Annotated in this window: 7 protein-coding genes; 6 read left to right on the top strand and 1 reads right to left on the bottom strand. The window is 31.3% G+C overall.

The features are described from left to right. The first annotated feature begins 56 nt into the window (after positions 1-56). From SJY17_RS02735 to SJY17_RS02710, 6 genes are all read left to right on the top strand, one after another. Entirely contained in the window at positions 57-4,439 is a 4,383-nt protein-coding gene (locus tag SJY17_RS02735; protein ID WP_397363926.1) for a LamG-like jellyroll fold domain-containing protein, read from the top strand. A 174-nt stretch (positions 4,440-4,613) separates the two neighbouring features. After that, positions 4,614-9,506, top strand: coding sequence for a LamG-like jellyroll fold domain-containing protein (locus SJY17_RS02730; RefSeq protein WP_397363925.1), 4,893 nt, complete (start codon positions 4,614-4,616; stop codon positions 9,504-9,506). 125 nt (positions 9,507-9,631) lie between these two features. Then, on the top strand, positions 9,632-13,036 hold the full coding sequence (gene ileS / locus SJY17_RS02725; protein ID WP_397363924.1) for an isoleucine--tRNA ligase: 3,405 nt from the start codon (positions 9,632-9,634) through the stop codon (positions 13,034-13,036). A 5-nt stretch (positions 13,037-13,041) separates the two neighbouring features. Continuing rightward, positions 13,042-13,422, top strand: coding sequence for a TraR/DksA family transcriptional regulator (locus SJY17_RS02720; protein ID WP_397363922.1), 381 nt, complete (start codon positions 13,042-13,044; stop codon positions 13,420-13,422). A gap of 110 nt (positions 13,423-13,532) precedes the next feature. Next, positions 13,533-14,156, top strand: a complete 624-nt coding sequence (locus tag SJY17_RS02715) for a hypothetical protein (protein WP_397363921.1) — start codon at positions 13,533-13,535, stop codon at positions 14,154-14,156. Positions 14,157-14,179: 23 nt separating this feature from the next. Next, positions 14,180-14,806 (top strand): lipoprotein signal peptidase, encoded by a 627-nt coding sequence (locus tag SJY17_RS02710; RefSeq protein ID WP_397363920.1) that lies wholly within the window; start codon positions 14,180-14,182, stop codon positions 14,804-14,806. On the opposite strand, the gene SJY17_RS02705 is transcribed toward SJY17_RS02710, so the two are convergent. Continuing rightward, the gene (locus SJY17_RS02705) at positions 14,803-15,366 is read right to left on the bottom strand and encodes a 5-formyltetrahydrofolate cyclo-ligase (RefSeq protein ID WP_397363919.1); all 564 of its coding nucleotides are present in this window, start codon (positions 15,364-15,366) and stop codon (positions 14,803-14,805) included. The two genes, SJY17_RS02710 and SJY17_RS02705, sit on opposite strands and share 4 nt — an antisense overlap. Between the last annotated feature and the right edge of the window lie 17 nt (positions 15,367-15,383).

The raw sequence follows: 15,383 nt of genomic DNA, 5'->3' as shown, positions 1-15,383 counted from the left end.
TTATTAACAAATTAGAACTTAAATTTGTCGTCTATAGACCCCAAATCTATATTTTTATGAACCTACTTTTAAGCAGAAATGCACACTTGTGTTTTGGCTATAACTCTTTTAGTGTTATTTCCAAATATATCCTAATCATTGTATTATCATTAACTTTTACAGTAAATGCACAAACTAATGCACCAAGTATACAAAATGGTGTTAGTTTTCAGTGGAGTGATAATCAAACTGATAAACAAGATTCAGCTACAATAGAAACCATTACTGTTGATGGTACTCTTTATTATAATTTTGGAGTTCCTTCAGGGTATGAATTAACTCAGTTAGGTCCAGGAGGACATGACAAAAATTCAATTAGATTTGATGGTGTACTTGTTGAAAATTCAAGTGCAAATACAACATGGAATACTTCTGCTTTAGATGCTTTTCAGTCACTAAATCTTAATCATTATTTTGTGTCTAATGGAAATGGAGATAATATTTGTGATGATTATGAAGATGAGGAGACTACAGATGCACAAAGACAAACCCTAACTTATGGTTCTGGAATTAAGTCTAATTCAAGTGGTTTAATTGCAATTACAGAGCGAAATGCAAATAATTGCTATCATATAGAATTTTTTGGGATACCTTTTGGAGGAACTGTAGAACAATCTTTAGGAGAAACTTTCGTAAATCAAGGTAATAGTACAGAATTTGGTTTTGGTGGTACAGGAGGTGCTAATAACTTAGGTACACCAGGAGCTGTAAACCCACCAACTACAAACTCTGATTATTGGTTAAGTGATAGAGTTGTAAATACAGGAGGAACAATAGGTATTGCTTTATTTTATCTTGACGATATTGCACCTTTTGGTTCTACTATAACTAAAGTACAGTTAACAGCTGCAACAAATGATAATGGTGACGGAAAACTTTTTATTTTAACATTTCCTGATTATGATGAAGATTCTTTAAGTAATATAGATGATTTAGATGATGATAATGATGGGATTTTAGATACAGATGAATCCAATGGAATAAACCCTTCAGGAGATCATGATGTTGATGGGGTTTTAAATTATCAAGATGCAGATTTTTGTACTCTTAATAGTTCTGGAGTTTGTGTTAATTTAGATTTTGATTCTGATGGAATACCTAATCATCTTGATCTTGATAGTGATAATGATGGAATATCTGACGTTTTAGAGTCAGGTGGAACAGATGTAAACTTTGACGGGATAGCAGACGGAACTGTTGGAACTACAGCAACCACATTTGGAATTCCAAGTTCTGCTGGTACAGGAAATATTCCAACAAACACAGATAATACATCTAATTACGACTTTTTGGATTTAGATTCTGATGATGATGGTATTCCAGATAATATAGAAGCACAAACAACTAATAATTATATTGCACCTAGTGGTAATGGGTTGGCTTTTACAGATCTTGATAGTAATGGGATAGATGATAACTACAATTTAGGTTTTACAACATTAGTAGATACAGATGGAGATGGTATTTTAGATTATTTAGATCTAGATTCTGATAATGATGGTAAACAAGATATTGAAGAAAATGGAATGGCTAATACCATTACTACATTTACAGATTCTGATACAGATGGGTTAGATAACCTATTTGAAGGTTTAAATGTTAATGATTCATCAGATGTTAATGATGAAATAGATAACCCATTAGATTTAACAATTCTTCCAGATACTGATAGTGATTTATCTATTGGTGGAGATTTAGATTATAGAGATCTTTTTGATGTTAACCCACCAAACGATGCAACATTAGATTTTGATGGAATAGATGATTATGTAGTTGGAGCTGAAACATTTTCGAATATAAACCAAACCAATACAGATGGAGCAACACTAATGGCATGGATTAAAAGTGATTCTGATGCTTCAGATGTTAGTCAAAAATTTGTTTTAGGCGAAAAAAATGCAATTGAAATTACATTAACTGGCGAAAACATATATGCTAAAATACATTATGTTAAGTCAGATAATACTACTGCAACCAAATCTGTTTATAGATCTACAACTGGAATTATAAGAAATATATGGAGACATGTAACAGTCTCAGTTTCATTTACAGAAAACAAAGCTTATTTATTATTAGATGGTGATTTTGTGTTTTCAACAAACTTATTTGATGCAGTAGCATTTAGAAGCTCTATTACTGCAGAAGAGGACAAATTAAGAATGGGTAATGATCAATCATTTTCTGCATCAAAGTTCTTTAAAGGGTCAATTGATGAAGTTAGAGTTTTTAATAAGTTTATTCCAGAAGAAGAAGTTAAAAGAATTGTTTATCAAGAGATAGAAAATAACAGTGGGCAAGTACAAGGGGCTAAGATAAAAAACCAACTAGATTCTGCTAATTGGTCAGATTTACAGGTGTATTATCCATTAAATAATGTAACTACTGGTACTATTAAAGATGAGTCATTAAATAGTAATGATGCAGAAATGTTTAATATAACTACTATTCAAGAGCAATCTGCACCTATGCCATTTGTTACAAAACAAAGTGGAAATTGGCATGATAAAAACACTTGGTTGCATGGAGATATTTGGTATGTTCCTGCTGATGAGGTTGTTCAAGCTGCTACATATGGTAGTGATGAAGTAGTAACTTGGGGAATTTATCATATCAAGCATAGTGTAAATTTAACAACCTCTTTATCAAAACCTAATTATCCTAGATATCATAAAGGATTATTAGCTCAAGGTGTAATTGTTGACGAGAAAGATGACGCTAATAATGATGTAGTATTTACAATTGGAAGCTCAAGTGAAGATCTACAATTAAATGTTTCAAAATATTTAGAGATTAATGGAACAATAGATTTAAAAAATGATTCACAGTTAATTCAAGGTTTAGAAAGTGATTTAGTAACCTCTGATAAAGGACAAATTCAAAGACGTCAAGAAGGTCAAAGTAGTGTGTATAGATACAACTATTGGAGTTCTCCAGTTGGAGAAAAAGCAACAACTGCTTTGTTTAATAATAACACAATAAGTAATAATTTAAATAATTCTTCTTTTACATTAAACATGTTAAAAGATGCATCTGGAAATGATGTTCAATTTACTGATGCATATGATGAAGATGGAAAATTAAGTACCTATTGGTTTTATAGTTACCAAAATGGTATTACATATTATGATTGGAATGGATTAAACACAAATACACCTATAACAACAGGATTAGGATACACTCAAAAAGGAGGAGGTTCTTTATCAAGTTATACGTTTGAAGGTAAACCAAATAACGGAACCGTTTTATTAAGTGCAGCAGATACTGGAGGAGCTGGATCAGTAGGAGGAGTAAGTAGAACAGAATCTTTAGTAGGTAATCCATATGCTTCTGCAATAGATGCTCATCAGTTTATTGATGATAATTCAGGAGTTATTGGAGGTGCAATTTATTTATGGGAACAATGGGCTGGAAACTCTCATAACCTTAATGCCTATGAAGGTGGTTATGCAACATTAAACAAATTAGGAAAAGTAAGAGCATATCAATTTATAGGTATGGATGGTGGTAATACAGGTTACCAAGGAGGGCAAAAAACACCAAAACAATATATTCCTGTAGGGCAAGGCTTTATGGTTGAAGTTACAGGAACTGGTGATATAGAGTTTAACAATGGGCAACGTATTTTTAAGACAGAAACTGCTGGACAATCTATATTCTTTAAAAACAGCAATCAAGAAGACTCAGAAAGCATATCACAAACAGATAGTTTAGGGATTCAAAAAATAAAATTAGAATTTAAAACAAATTCTGACTTAGGAAGAGAATTAGTATTAGGATTTAGTGATACAACAACAGATGAATTTGATTATGGTTATGATGCTTTAGCTAAAGAAGTTTTTGCTAACGATTTAACCATGACATTAAATAGTAAACCTATGGTAATTCAAGCGTTTGATCATATAAATGTAAGTAAAGTAATTGACCTTAATTTTAAAGCAGATGGTGTAGCTACATATTCAATTAAAGCTATAGAGCTATTAAATATCGCTGATGATCAAGTTGTTTATTTATTAGATAATCAAACAGGAGTTTATCATGATTTAAAATCAGGGTTGCCATATAACTTTACTTCTCAATCAGGAGAGTTTAATAGTCGTTTTGATATTGTTTTTCAAAATTCAAATATATTAAGTAATGAAGATTTTGAATTAGAAACAGAGAATACGTTAATCTATTTTAATAATACCCAAGACCAATTATTTGTCAAAGGGTTACAGCAAGATGTTAAAGCAGTAACATTGTACAATTCTTTAGGTCAAAAAGTGTTTAATAGTTTTTCAGTAACTAACAACCAATTAGAAAACGGATTACAAATCTCTAATTTAAGTTCTGGTTTATATATTGTAAGTGTTAAAACGGACAATAATCAAACAATCGATAAGAAAATTATTATAAAATAGTTTCATCGAGTAAAATACCTAATAATCTGTTTTTCAGATAAAAAAAGAGATATTAAGTGTATTTTATCGTTAAATATGGTATTTAATCTATTTTATTGTTTAGCCTTCTATTTATAATTTACTTTCGTTTAGCTTTAATTAGCAATTGACCCCAAATCAATTAATTACCTACTTATGAAAATAAAATTACATTTTGTAGTATCTATATTTATGGTATTTGTATCATTAAATAGTTATGCTCAGTTTAGTACATATGGAATTGCTGCATACACAATTAATGAAAGCAGCCCACATCAGGTTTATGTAAGTCAAAATCCTAATACAACTGGACCAAATACGTGGACTTATATTGGAGATTTAAATAATGGATTAAATGATCTTCCTGGAGAGGCAAGAGATTGTATTATAATAGGGGACGTCCTCTATGTAGTCTATACAGGTACAAACCCAACAGATTCTGGAATTTATATTTATGATTTGAATAATCCTACAGCAGGTGTGCAACCTCTAGGTTCTGGATTGTTTGGTACGCTAGGTGATGGATCAACAATAGAAAGAGTTAATGGTATTGGACGATCAATAGATAATCAATTATATGCTGTAAGTAGTCCGTCTGGTAGACCAGATTTTATTTTTTCATTTGATAGCGATTCTGGTACTGTCGTACCTAATGCTTTTGGAACTGGAATAGATCATTTAGAGTTAGTAATGGATCCTGCATATTCAGGATTTACTATTGGTACCAATGAAGACATGACATTCAGTACTTGTAGTAATGAACTATTCATATCGTCAACATTTTGGGGTACTGGAGGAGGAGATGATTGGATTGCTAGTGTAAATAAAACAAATGGAGAGGTAACACCTATTGCAAATTCTAATTTAATTAGTGATGGTTTAGCGTTTGACGTTAGTGGTAATTTCTTCACATCAGATGGTAGATATTTTTATGTTGTAAATCAAACCACTGGAACAATTACACAAATTGATGAAGTAACAACTACTTGGGTTGATCTGGAAAGCCTAGATATTGTTTTGGATGGTAGACCAATTGCTGTAGACGATACTTTAGGAGGCGTTTATTGTCCTTCGGAGACTATAGTAATAAATGCTTTAGTAAATGATATAGATTATGAAAACAATATAGATCCTAGTACAGTAGAAATTTCTAACCTACCAGTAGGTGTTACAGCTGTAATTGATAATACTACAGGTATAATTACTTTATCAGCTGTTGCTGGTTTTTCTGGGTTGGTTAGTTTTAATTATACTGTAAAAGATACAGTATTAGGTGGATGTGATACAGCTTTAATAAGTAATATAGGAACAATTACTTTAGAAATAAATACTGGAACAGATACAGATACAGATGGTGTTTCCAATAATTGTGATTTAGATGATGACAATGATGGTATAACTGATGCAGTAGAACAATGTGGTACTCCAGCTATTTTAGATTGGACAGCATCTCAAATTAGTACTAATGTTTCAAACATTTCGACTACTATTGGTGGAAATCCGGTTATTATTAATGCTGAAGTAGTAAGTTCTACAGGAACAAATCCTTCATTTGGAGGAGATTCGTATAATTATTCTGGTAGTGTTTCAGCAGATGCAGGTACAGCTTTAAGTGGAAATGTTCAATTGTCATTATATCAGAATTCTTTTGAAAATAAAACAAAAGTTACATTTAATATTACACCTCATGATTTTGGTGATCTTAATTTATTTATAAGTGATGCTGAAATTACAGATTTTGTTGTTTATGCAGAAGATCCTTCAGCTACTAGATTGGCTACCGCAAATTGGAATGTTGTATCGTATGAACAAAATGGAACAACTCCAGCAAGTGCGCCAAACCCATATACCATAAATGGAACAGATATTTCGTTTCAAGGCTCAATAGTAGCACAAAACGATGATGTAATGAGAATAAAATTTGATACTCAAACATTGTCTCAAGCAACTAAAATCATTGTAGAAACTACTAAATTAGACTTAACATCTGGTGATAATGTAGAATTTATGTTAACCACAACATGTCCTAATATAGATACAGATAATGATAATATTCCAGATTATATAGATATAGATAGTGATAATGATGGTATTCCAGATAATGTAGAAGCGCAACCAACAGTTGGCTATATTGCACCAAGTGGAAATGGGTCAGCGATGACAGATACCAACAATAATGGAATTGATGATAATTATGGTGCTGGATTTACTTCATTAACTGATACAGATAATGATGGAACACCAGATTATTTAGATTTAGATTCTGATAATGATGGACTTCCAGATATTGAAGAAAACGGAATGCCAAACAATACCTTAAATTCAGATTCTGATGATGATGGATTGGATGATGCTTTTGAAGGCTCTAATTTATTAGATAATCCAGATGTTAATGATGAAATTGATAACCCTTCAAGTTCAATATTACCAGACACTGATGCTGACATAAGTTCTGGAGGTGATCTAGATTACAGAGATAATATAGATGTTTACTATCCTTCTGCAACTATAGACTTTGATGGTATTGATGACTATGTTTCAATCCCTAATTTACAAATGAGTGGATGGAATGAAGGAACTATAATGGCATGGGTAAAATTAGACCCTGATTTTTCTTTATCGGGAGATGTATTAGGACAAAATATGTTTAGAATTTGGATAGACTCTTCATCAAAAGTACATGGTTATGTTATTACTAATAATACAAATACTTCTTATGGCTTAAGTTCTTCTTTTACGTTACCAAAAAACGAATGGCATCATTTAGCTTTGGTATATAGTGGTTCTGATAAATTGATAAAATTATATGTAGATGGAGAAGAGGTAGATCAAGTTAGTTATTCTAATTCTGGAACTGCATTATCAACTAATCCTTCATACACTAATCCAGATTTTGTTATTGGAAGGTTTGAGCGTTTTTCAAACAGATATTTTAAAGGATCTGTAGATGAGGTTAGAGTGTTTAATAAAAACATGACTGATCAGCAAATCCAACAAATGGTTTATCAAGAAATTGAAAATAATGGAGGTTTAGTAAGAGGGACTATCATACCAAAAGATATAGAAGATCTTGCAACTAATAATAAAGTGCTTTGGAGTACTTTAGAAGGTTATTTCCCTATGACAAATATTGTTAATTCTACAACTTCTGATATGTCTGTAAATAATAACACAGTCTATTTACATAACATAACTACAATTCAGCCACAAACAGCTCCAATGCCTTATCAGTCGGTAGCAGATGGGTCTTGGACAACAGAATCAACATGGTTACATGGTGATGTTTGGGATATTGAAGATGTCTCAAACAATAAAGACTGGAGTATTATTGATATTAAAAACAATGTAAATGCGTCACATTCTCCTAAAAATATTGGATTATTTATTGATGCAAATAAAACATTTACAATTAACGGAAACCATCAAGAAAACAACAGTTGGTATTTAGAGTTAAACGGAACATTAGATTTACTTAACGACTCACAATTAGTACAAGGTATTTATAGTGATTTAGTAACATCTGCTCAAGGAAAAGTTTTAAGACGTCAAGAAGGTCAAAGTAGTGTGTATAGATATAATTATTGGAGCTCTCCAGTAGGAACAAAAGCGACAACAAATTTAATAGATAATAATACTAGTTCTAACAATCCAAATAATACAACTTTTACATTAAATATGCTAAAAGATGCATCAGGTAATGATGTACAATTCACAAATGCATATGATGAAGACGGAAAAATAAGCAGCTATTGGTTATATAGTTATCAAAATGGAGTGACTTATTATGATTGGGATCAATTAGGATTAAGTACACCTTTACAATCTGGATTGGGTTATACGCAAAAAGGAGGAGGGTCATTATCAGATTATATTTTTGAAGGAAAGCCTAATAATGGAACAGTATTATTAAGTGCAACAGATACTGGAGGATCCGGATCTGTTGGAGGTTCTACAAAAACAGAATATCTTGTAGGTAACCCATATCCATCAGCTATTGATGCACATCAATTTATAAATGATAATAGTAGTGTCATTAGTGGAGAGGTTTATTTATGGGAACAATGGGCTGGAGATTCACATATTTTAAATGCTTATGAAGGTGGTTATGCAACCCTTAATTTATTAGGAGGTGTAAATGCATATCAATTTGTAGGATTAAATGGAGCAAATAATGGGTCTCAAGATGGATTATTAACACCTAAACGTTATTTGCCAGTTGGACAAGGGTTTATGGTTGAAGTTGTAAATAATGGAGATATAAAATTTAATAATAACCAACGTGTATTTACAACGGAAGGTTCTGGGCAATCAGTATTCTTTAAAACACAAAACAATAGCTCTACAGAGCAAAACACAACTAATGTATTTCAAAAAATAAGATTAGAGTTTAAAACAGGAAATGACAAAGGAAGACAACTGTTATTAGGCTTTAGCCCAAATACAACAGATGATTTTGATTATGGTTATGATGCAAAAGTGCATGAAACTACTGCTAATGATTTGACGATGCCATTAAATAATGACCAAACAGTTATTCAGGCATTTACTTCAATAACACCAGATAAAGTCATAGACTTAAATTTTATTGCAGATGGTAGTACAAGTTATATAATTAAAGCAATAGAATTTGAAAATTTAGACAACACTCAAGAAGTGTATTTAAGAGATAATCAAACAGGAACTTATCATGATTTAACAACCAATCAAGACTATAGCTTTACTTCTAATGCAGGTGCTTTTAATGATCGTTTTGATATTGTTTTCCAAAGTGAAGCAGCTATTTTAGGAGTCGATGATTTTAACTCAGATAATGTTTCTATCTATTTTATTAATACTCAAGATCTGTTGTTTGTTAAAGGATTAGAACAAGAAGTTAAGTTGGTAACGCTATATAATGCTTTAGGTCAGGAAGTATTTAAAACTGTTTCGGTAACCAATAGTCAATTAAAAAATGGATTACAAATTTCTAATTTAAGTTCAGGATTATACATTATAAGTATTAAAACAGAAAACAACCAAACAATAGATAAGAAGATTATAATAGAGTAAATTGTAAATGCTATTAAGTATTTTAAAGCTTCAACATATTACCTGTTGAAGCTTTTTTTATTCATAAAACCAATCGTTTCAACAGAATTTCTTAATTTCGCGACTCGTATAAGAAACTAGAAAAAATGAACGCAGGATTCCCTGAATATAAAGGACTTAACTTACCAAACGTAGCAGAAGAAATTCTTAAGTATTGGCAAGACAATAATATCTTCGAAAAGAGTGTAACTACAAGAGAAAACGCAAAACCTTATGTGTTTTTTGAAGGACCACCAAGTGCTAATGGGTTACCAGGAGTACACCACGTTTTAGCACGTGCTATAAAAGATATTTTTCCGCGTTATAAAACCATGAAAGGGTACCAAGTAAAGCGTAAAGCAGGTTGGGACACACATGGACTACCAATAGAATTAGGTGTAGAGAAAGAATTAGGTATTACCAAAGAAGATATTGGTAAGACTATTTCTGTAGAAGATTATAACGCAGCTTGTCGTAAAGCAGTTATGCGTTACACAGATGTATGGAATAACCTAACTCAAAAAATGGGATATTGGGTAGATATGGACAATCCATATATTACCTATGAGCCTAAATACATGGAAACTGTTTGGTGGTTGCTTAAAGAAATTTACACTAAAAAATTAATGTATAAAGGCTACACAATACAGCCTTATTCACCAAAAGCAGGAACTGGTCTTAGCTCGCACGAGGTTAACCAACCAGGAGCCTATCAAGACGTAACAGATACCACTATTGTTGCTCAGTTTAAAGCTGTTGCTGAAACATTGCCAGACTTTTTACAAAACGAAGGTGACATACATTTTATGGCTTGGACCACAACACCATGGACATTACCAAGTAATACAGCATTAACCGTTGGGCCAAAAATTGATTATGTTTTAGTTGAAACATATAACCAATACACATTCAAACCAATGAATGTAATTTTGGCAAAAGGATTGGTTAACAAACAATTTGATGCTAAGTTTAATAAAGTTGAAACAAAGCCAGAACTTTTAGAGTATAAAGATGGAGACAAGAAAATTCCGTTTTACGTTGTAAAAGAGTTTATAGGAAAAGATCTTGTTGGTATTAAATACGAACAATTATTACCATACGCCTTACCAAATGACAATCCAGAAAATGCGTTTAGAGTTATTTCTGGAGATTTTGTAACCACAGAAGATGGTACAGGAATTGTACATACAGCACCAACGTTTGGAGCAGATGATGCATTAGTAGCAAAACAAGCCTCTCCAGAAGTCCCACCTTTATTGGTAAAAGACGATAACGGAAACTTAGTGCCACTTGTAGATTTACAAGGTCGTTTTAGACCAGAAATGGCAGAATTTGGAGGTAAGTATGTTAAAAACGAGTATTATAATGATGGCCAAGCTCCAGAACGTTCAATAGACGTTGAGTTAGCAATTAAATTAAAAGAAGAAAATAAAGCATTCAAGGTAGAAAAATATAAACACAGTTACCCACATTGTTGGCGTACAGACAAACCAATTCTATATTATCCATTAGACTCTTGGTTTATTAAAGTAACTGACGTAAAAGACAAAATGGTAGCTAATAATGATACCATAAACTGGAAACCAAAATCTACAGGTACTGGACGTTTTGGAAACTGGTTAGCTAATGCAAACGATTGGAATTTATCAAGATCACGTTATTGGGGAATTCCATTACCAATCTGGAGAACAGAAGATGGTAAAGAAGAAATCTGTATTGGTTCTGTAGAAGAGCTTAAGGCAGAAATGGAAAAAGCAGTTTCAGCAGGTGTTTTAGCTAAAGATATATTTGAAGATTTTGAAGTAGGAAACAATTCTGAAGAAAACTATGCTAAGCTAGACTTACATAAAAATATAGTAGATAAGATTGTTTTAATATCACCAAACGGACAACCAATGCATCGCGAAGCAGATTTAATTGACGTATGGTTTGATTCTGGATCAATGCCTTATGCACAGTGGCATTACCCATTTGAAAATAAAGATAAAATTGACGATAATAAATCATTTCCAGCAGATTTTATAGCAGAAGGTGTAGATCAAACCAGAGGTTGGTTTTATACGCTACATGCAATAGCAACTATGGTATTTGATTCTGTAGCCTATAAAAACGTTGTGTCTAACGGATTAGTGTTAGATAAAAACGGACAAAAAATGTCTAAACGTTTAGGTAACGCAACAGACCCATTTGAGACTTTAGATACCTATGGAGCAGATGCGACGCGTTGGTACATGATTGCTAATGCAAATCCATGGGACAACTTAAAGTTTGATGTTGATGGAATTGAAGAAGTAAAACGTAAGTTTTTTGGGACACTTTATAACACCTATTCATTTTTTAGTTTATATACTAATTTGGATAAGTTTAGTTACGCAGAAGCAGAAATCCCACTTGCAGAACGTCCAGAATTAGATCGTTGGGTATTAAGTGAGTTACATACTTTAATCCAAAAAGTGGACGCATATTATGCAGAATACGAACCTACAAAAGCAGCTCGTGCAATATCAGATTTTACACAAGATTATTTAAGTAACTGGTTTGTAAGATTAAGTAGAAGGCGTTTCTGGAAAGGAGACTATCAAACAGATAAAATCTCTGCATATCAAACATTATATACTTGTCTATTAACCATAGCAAAGTTAGGCGCACCAATTGCACCTTTCTTTATGGATAAATTATATTTAGACTTAACAAAAACAACTCAATCTGAAGCTTTTGAAAGTGTTCATTTAGCAAAATTCCCAGAATTTGATGCTAGTTTTGTTGATAAGTCGTTAGAACGTAAGATGGAAAATGCTCAAACTATTTCGTCTTTAGTCTTATCGTTAAGAGCTAAAGAAAAAATAAAAGTAAGACAGCCTTTACAGAAAATTATGATTCCTGTAGATTCTGACCAACTTAAAGAAGAGATAAAAGCAGTAGAAGACCTAATAAAAAGCGAAGTAAATATTAAAGAAATCCAGCTTTTAGAAGATGCATCAGATATCTTAGTTAAGCAGATAAAACCTAATTTTAAGACCTTAGGACCTCGTTTTGGTAAAGACATGAAAGCAATTGCTGGAGCAATTAATAAAATGTCTGCAGACGATATTAAAATTGTTGAACAAAAAGGTGAGATTGATGTCGATTGTAATGGAAAAATTATTACATTACAACGTGATGATGTAGAAATTACCTCTCAAGACATTGAAGGATGGTTAGTTGCAAATGAAGGTAATATTACGGTCGCTTTAGACGTTACAATATCTGAAGTATTAAAAGAAGAAGGAATTGCTAGAGAGTTAGTAAACCGTATTCAGAATTTAAGAAAAGATTCTGGTTTTGAAGTCACAGACAGAATTGTAGTGCAACTACAAGAAGATAAAAATATAGTACAAGCTATTAAAGCAAATTTAGAATATATAAAAGCAGAAACTTTAACCGATAATTTAGAAATTATTACTAAATTAGATAATGGTATAGAAATTGCTTTTGATGATGTAAATACCAAACTATTTATTCAAAAAAATTAAAAATTATGGCATCAGATATAAACCTTAGATATTCAGATAAAGAATTAGCAGGATTTAAAATAATAATCCTTGAAAAGATTGAAAAAGCAAAACATGATTTAGAATTAATCAAGAGTGCTTACATGAATGATCATAATAATGGAACTGATGATACGTCACCACAATTTAAGGCATTTGATGAAGGAAGTGAAACTATGAGTAAAGAATCTAATTCTGCATTAGCAATTAGGCAAGAAAAGTTTATACGTGATCTTAAAAACGCTTTAATTAGAATTGAAAATAAAACATATGGTGTGTGTCGTGTTACTGGTAAATTAATCAATCCAAAAAGATTAGAGATAGTACCACATGCAACATTAAGCATTGAAGCAAAGAATATGCAATAACATATTCCCATGAAAATGGGAACCTTACCCAAAACAAAACGCTTCAATTTTTATTGAAGCGTTTTGTTTTTAATTACATTGTCATTCCTGCGTATGTAGGAATCTAACTTATGAAAAGAGTTTTATTTTTATTAGCCTTTTGTATTAATTTTTCGGTTTTTGCCCAAAAAAGCACAGAAAAATCATGGAGTGCTACACAATTAAAAACCTTGACCATTGATGGTCAAAATGTTTTTAAAATTAAAGTCTCAAACAGTTTAGATAATACAATTAACTTAAAAGTTAAAATAGAAGGTGAGTATGCCAAGCATCTTGTAATTATTGATAGTATTACAGAAACACAACTGTTTATTTCTTCAACATTCCAACCGTTATTTAAAAACGAAAATGATAAGTTAAGTGCGCATAAAGTGTTGTCTGTAGAGTATGAAATCACTGTACCTAAACATATTAATCTAGATATAAAAAGTGATATTGCTTTTGTCCAAATTACAGGACAATATCCTTCTGTTTTTATAGAGCTAAATCAAGGTAATTGTAATTTAAAACAGTTTTTAGGAGACGCAATTATCAATACTATTGAAGGTAATATTACCATTGAGACCAATAATGCTAAAGTTGAAGCGTTTACTAAAACAGGAACTGTAAGTAATAAGTTTTTTATTAACAAAAACCATCAAATAAGCTGTCATAGTATTAATGGCAATATTAAGATAACCAAAATAGAAAAATAAGTCTATTTTTGTTTTCAGAAATTATGAATTTAAAGAAAGCCTCACTCCTTATAATTATCATTTTACTTATTGATCAAATAAGTAAAATATACGTCAAAACCCATTTTGTTTTAGGAGAAGATGTGACTGTTTTTAATTGGTTTAAAATTTATTTTATTGAAAATAACGGAATGGCTTGGGGAACCAAGTTAAGCGACATTTTACCTTTTATGACAGATAGGACAGCCAAAGTTAGTTTGACTGTTTTTAGGATTTTTGCGATAATTGGGATTGGATATTGGTTAGTTAATACCATTAAAAAGCAATATTCTAAAACCTTGGTTTTAGCATTAGTATTTATTTTTGCAGGAGCTTTAGGTAATATATTAGATTCTGTTTTTTATGGAGTATTGTTTGACGACAGTACAAGTCAAATTGCTACTTTTTTACCAACAAAAGGTTATGATAGTTTGTTACATGGTAAAGTGGTAGACATGTTGTACTTACCTTTATGGAAAGGTTATTTACCAGAATGGATTCCAGGTATTGGTGGTGATTATTTTACGTTTTTTGAACCTGTTTTTAATATTGCAGACGTAGCAATAAGTGTGGGATTTGGTATCTTAATTTTTTTTAATAAAAAGGCGTTTCCTAAAAAGGATGAAAACTAAAACTTGTATATCTTTTCAGGTGTCACACAATAGTCCAAACTAATATCTCCTTCGTAAATAGCTTCTATTTCAGCTTCAGCTTCAAAAAAAGACAGCCCAATTTTAATAGTTTTTGGCTTGCAAGACGCTAAAAAAGTATCATAAAACCCTTTACCATAACCAACACGATGTCCTTTTAAATCAAACGCTAATAGTGGTACAAAAACAACATCAATGTTGTTATTTGATATTTCTATTCCATCCACAGGTTCTGGAATATTATATGCATTAAGTTTTAAAGTAGTTGCATCGGTTAGTAGATAATTAGATAGTGTATTGGTTTTAAAATCGCTTTTAGAAATAACAATGTTTTTATCCTTTCCAGACAAGATATTTAATATAAAATCTGTGTTTATTTCTTTTTGAGTTTCAATAGATAAAAATAAATGATAGAAGCTTAGATTCCATAAATCTAAGGTTAACAATTGATTAGCAATTTTAATACTAAAATTGTCAATTGTAGATTCAGATAATTGGCTACGTAAGGCTTTATATTTTTTACGTAATTGGTTTTTAGTCATTTTTAGCTAATGTTACA

Origin of the sequence: Olleya sp. R77988, from assembly GCF_044594215.1 — a bacterium.
In the GTDB taxonomy this organism is placed as follows: domain Bacteria; phylum Bacteroidota; class Bacteroidia; order Flavobacteriales; family Flavobacteriaceae; genus Olleya.
This window is presented reverse-complemented; position numbering and strand designations above follow the sequence as displayed.

Bases quoted from the DNA above. Each gene is read 5' to 3' on its own strand.
- SJY17_RS02735 (WP_397363926.1), top strand. From the start codon at position 57: ATGAACCTACTTTTAAGCAGAAATGCACACTTGTGTTTTGGCTATAAC.
- SJY17_RS02730 (WP_397363925.1), top strand. From the start codon at position 4,614: ATGAAAATAAAATTACATTTTGTAGTATCTATATTTATGGTATTTGTA.
- ileS (WP_397363924.1), top strand. From the start codon at position 9,632: ATGAACGCAGGATTCCCTGAATATAAAGGACTTAACTTACCAAACGTA.
- SJY17_RS02720 (WP_397363922.1), top strand. From the start codon at position 13,042: ATGGCATCAGATATAAACCTTAGATATTCAGATAAAGAATTAGCAGGA.
- SJY17_RS02715 (WP_397363921.1), top strand. From the start codon at position 13,533: ATGAAAAGAGTTTTATTTTTATTAGCCTTTTGTATTAATTTTTCGGTT.
- SJY17_RS02710 (WP_397363920.1), top strand. From the start codon at position 14,180: ATGAATTTAAAGAAAGCCTCACTCCTTATAATTATCATTTTACTTATT.
- SJY17_RS02705 (WP_397363919.1), bottom strand. From the start codon at position 15,366: ATGACTAAAAACCAATTACGTAAAAAATATAAAGCCTTACGTAGCCAA.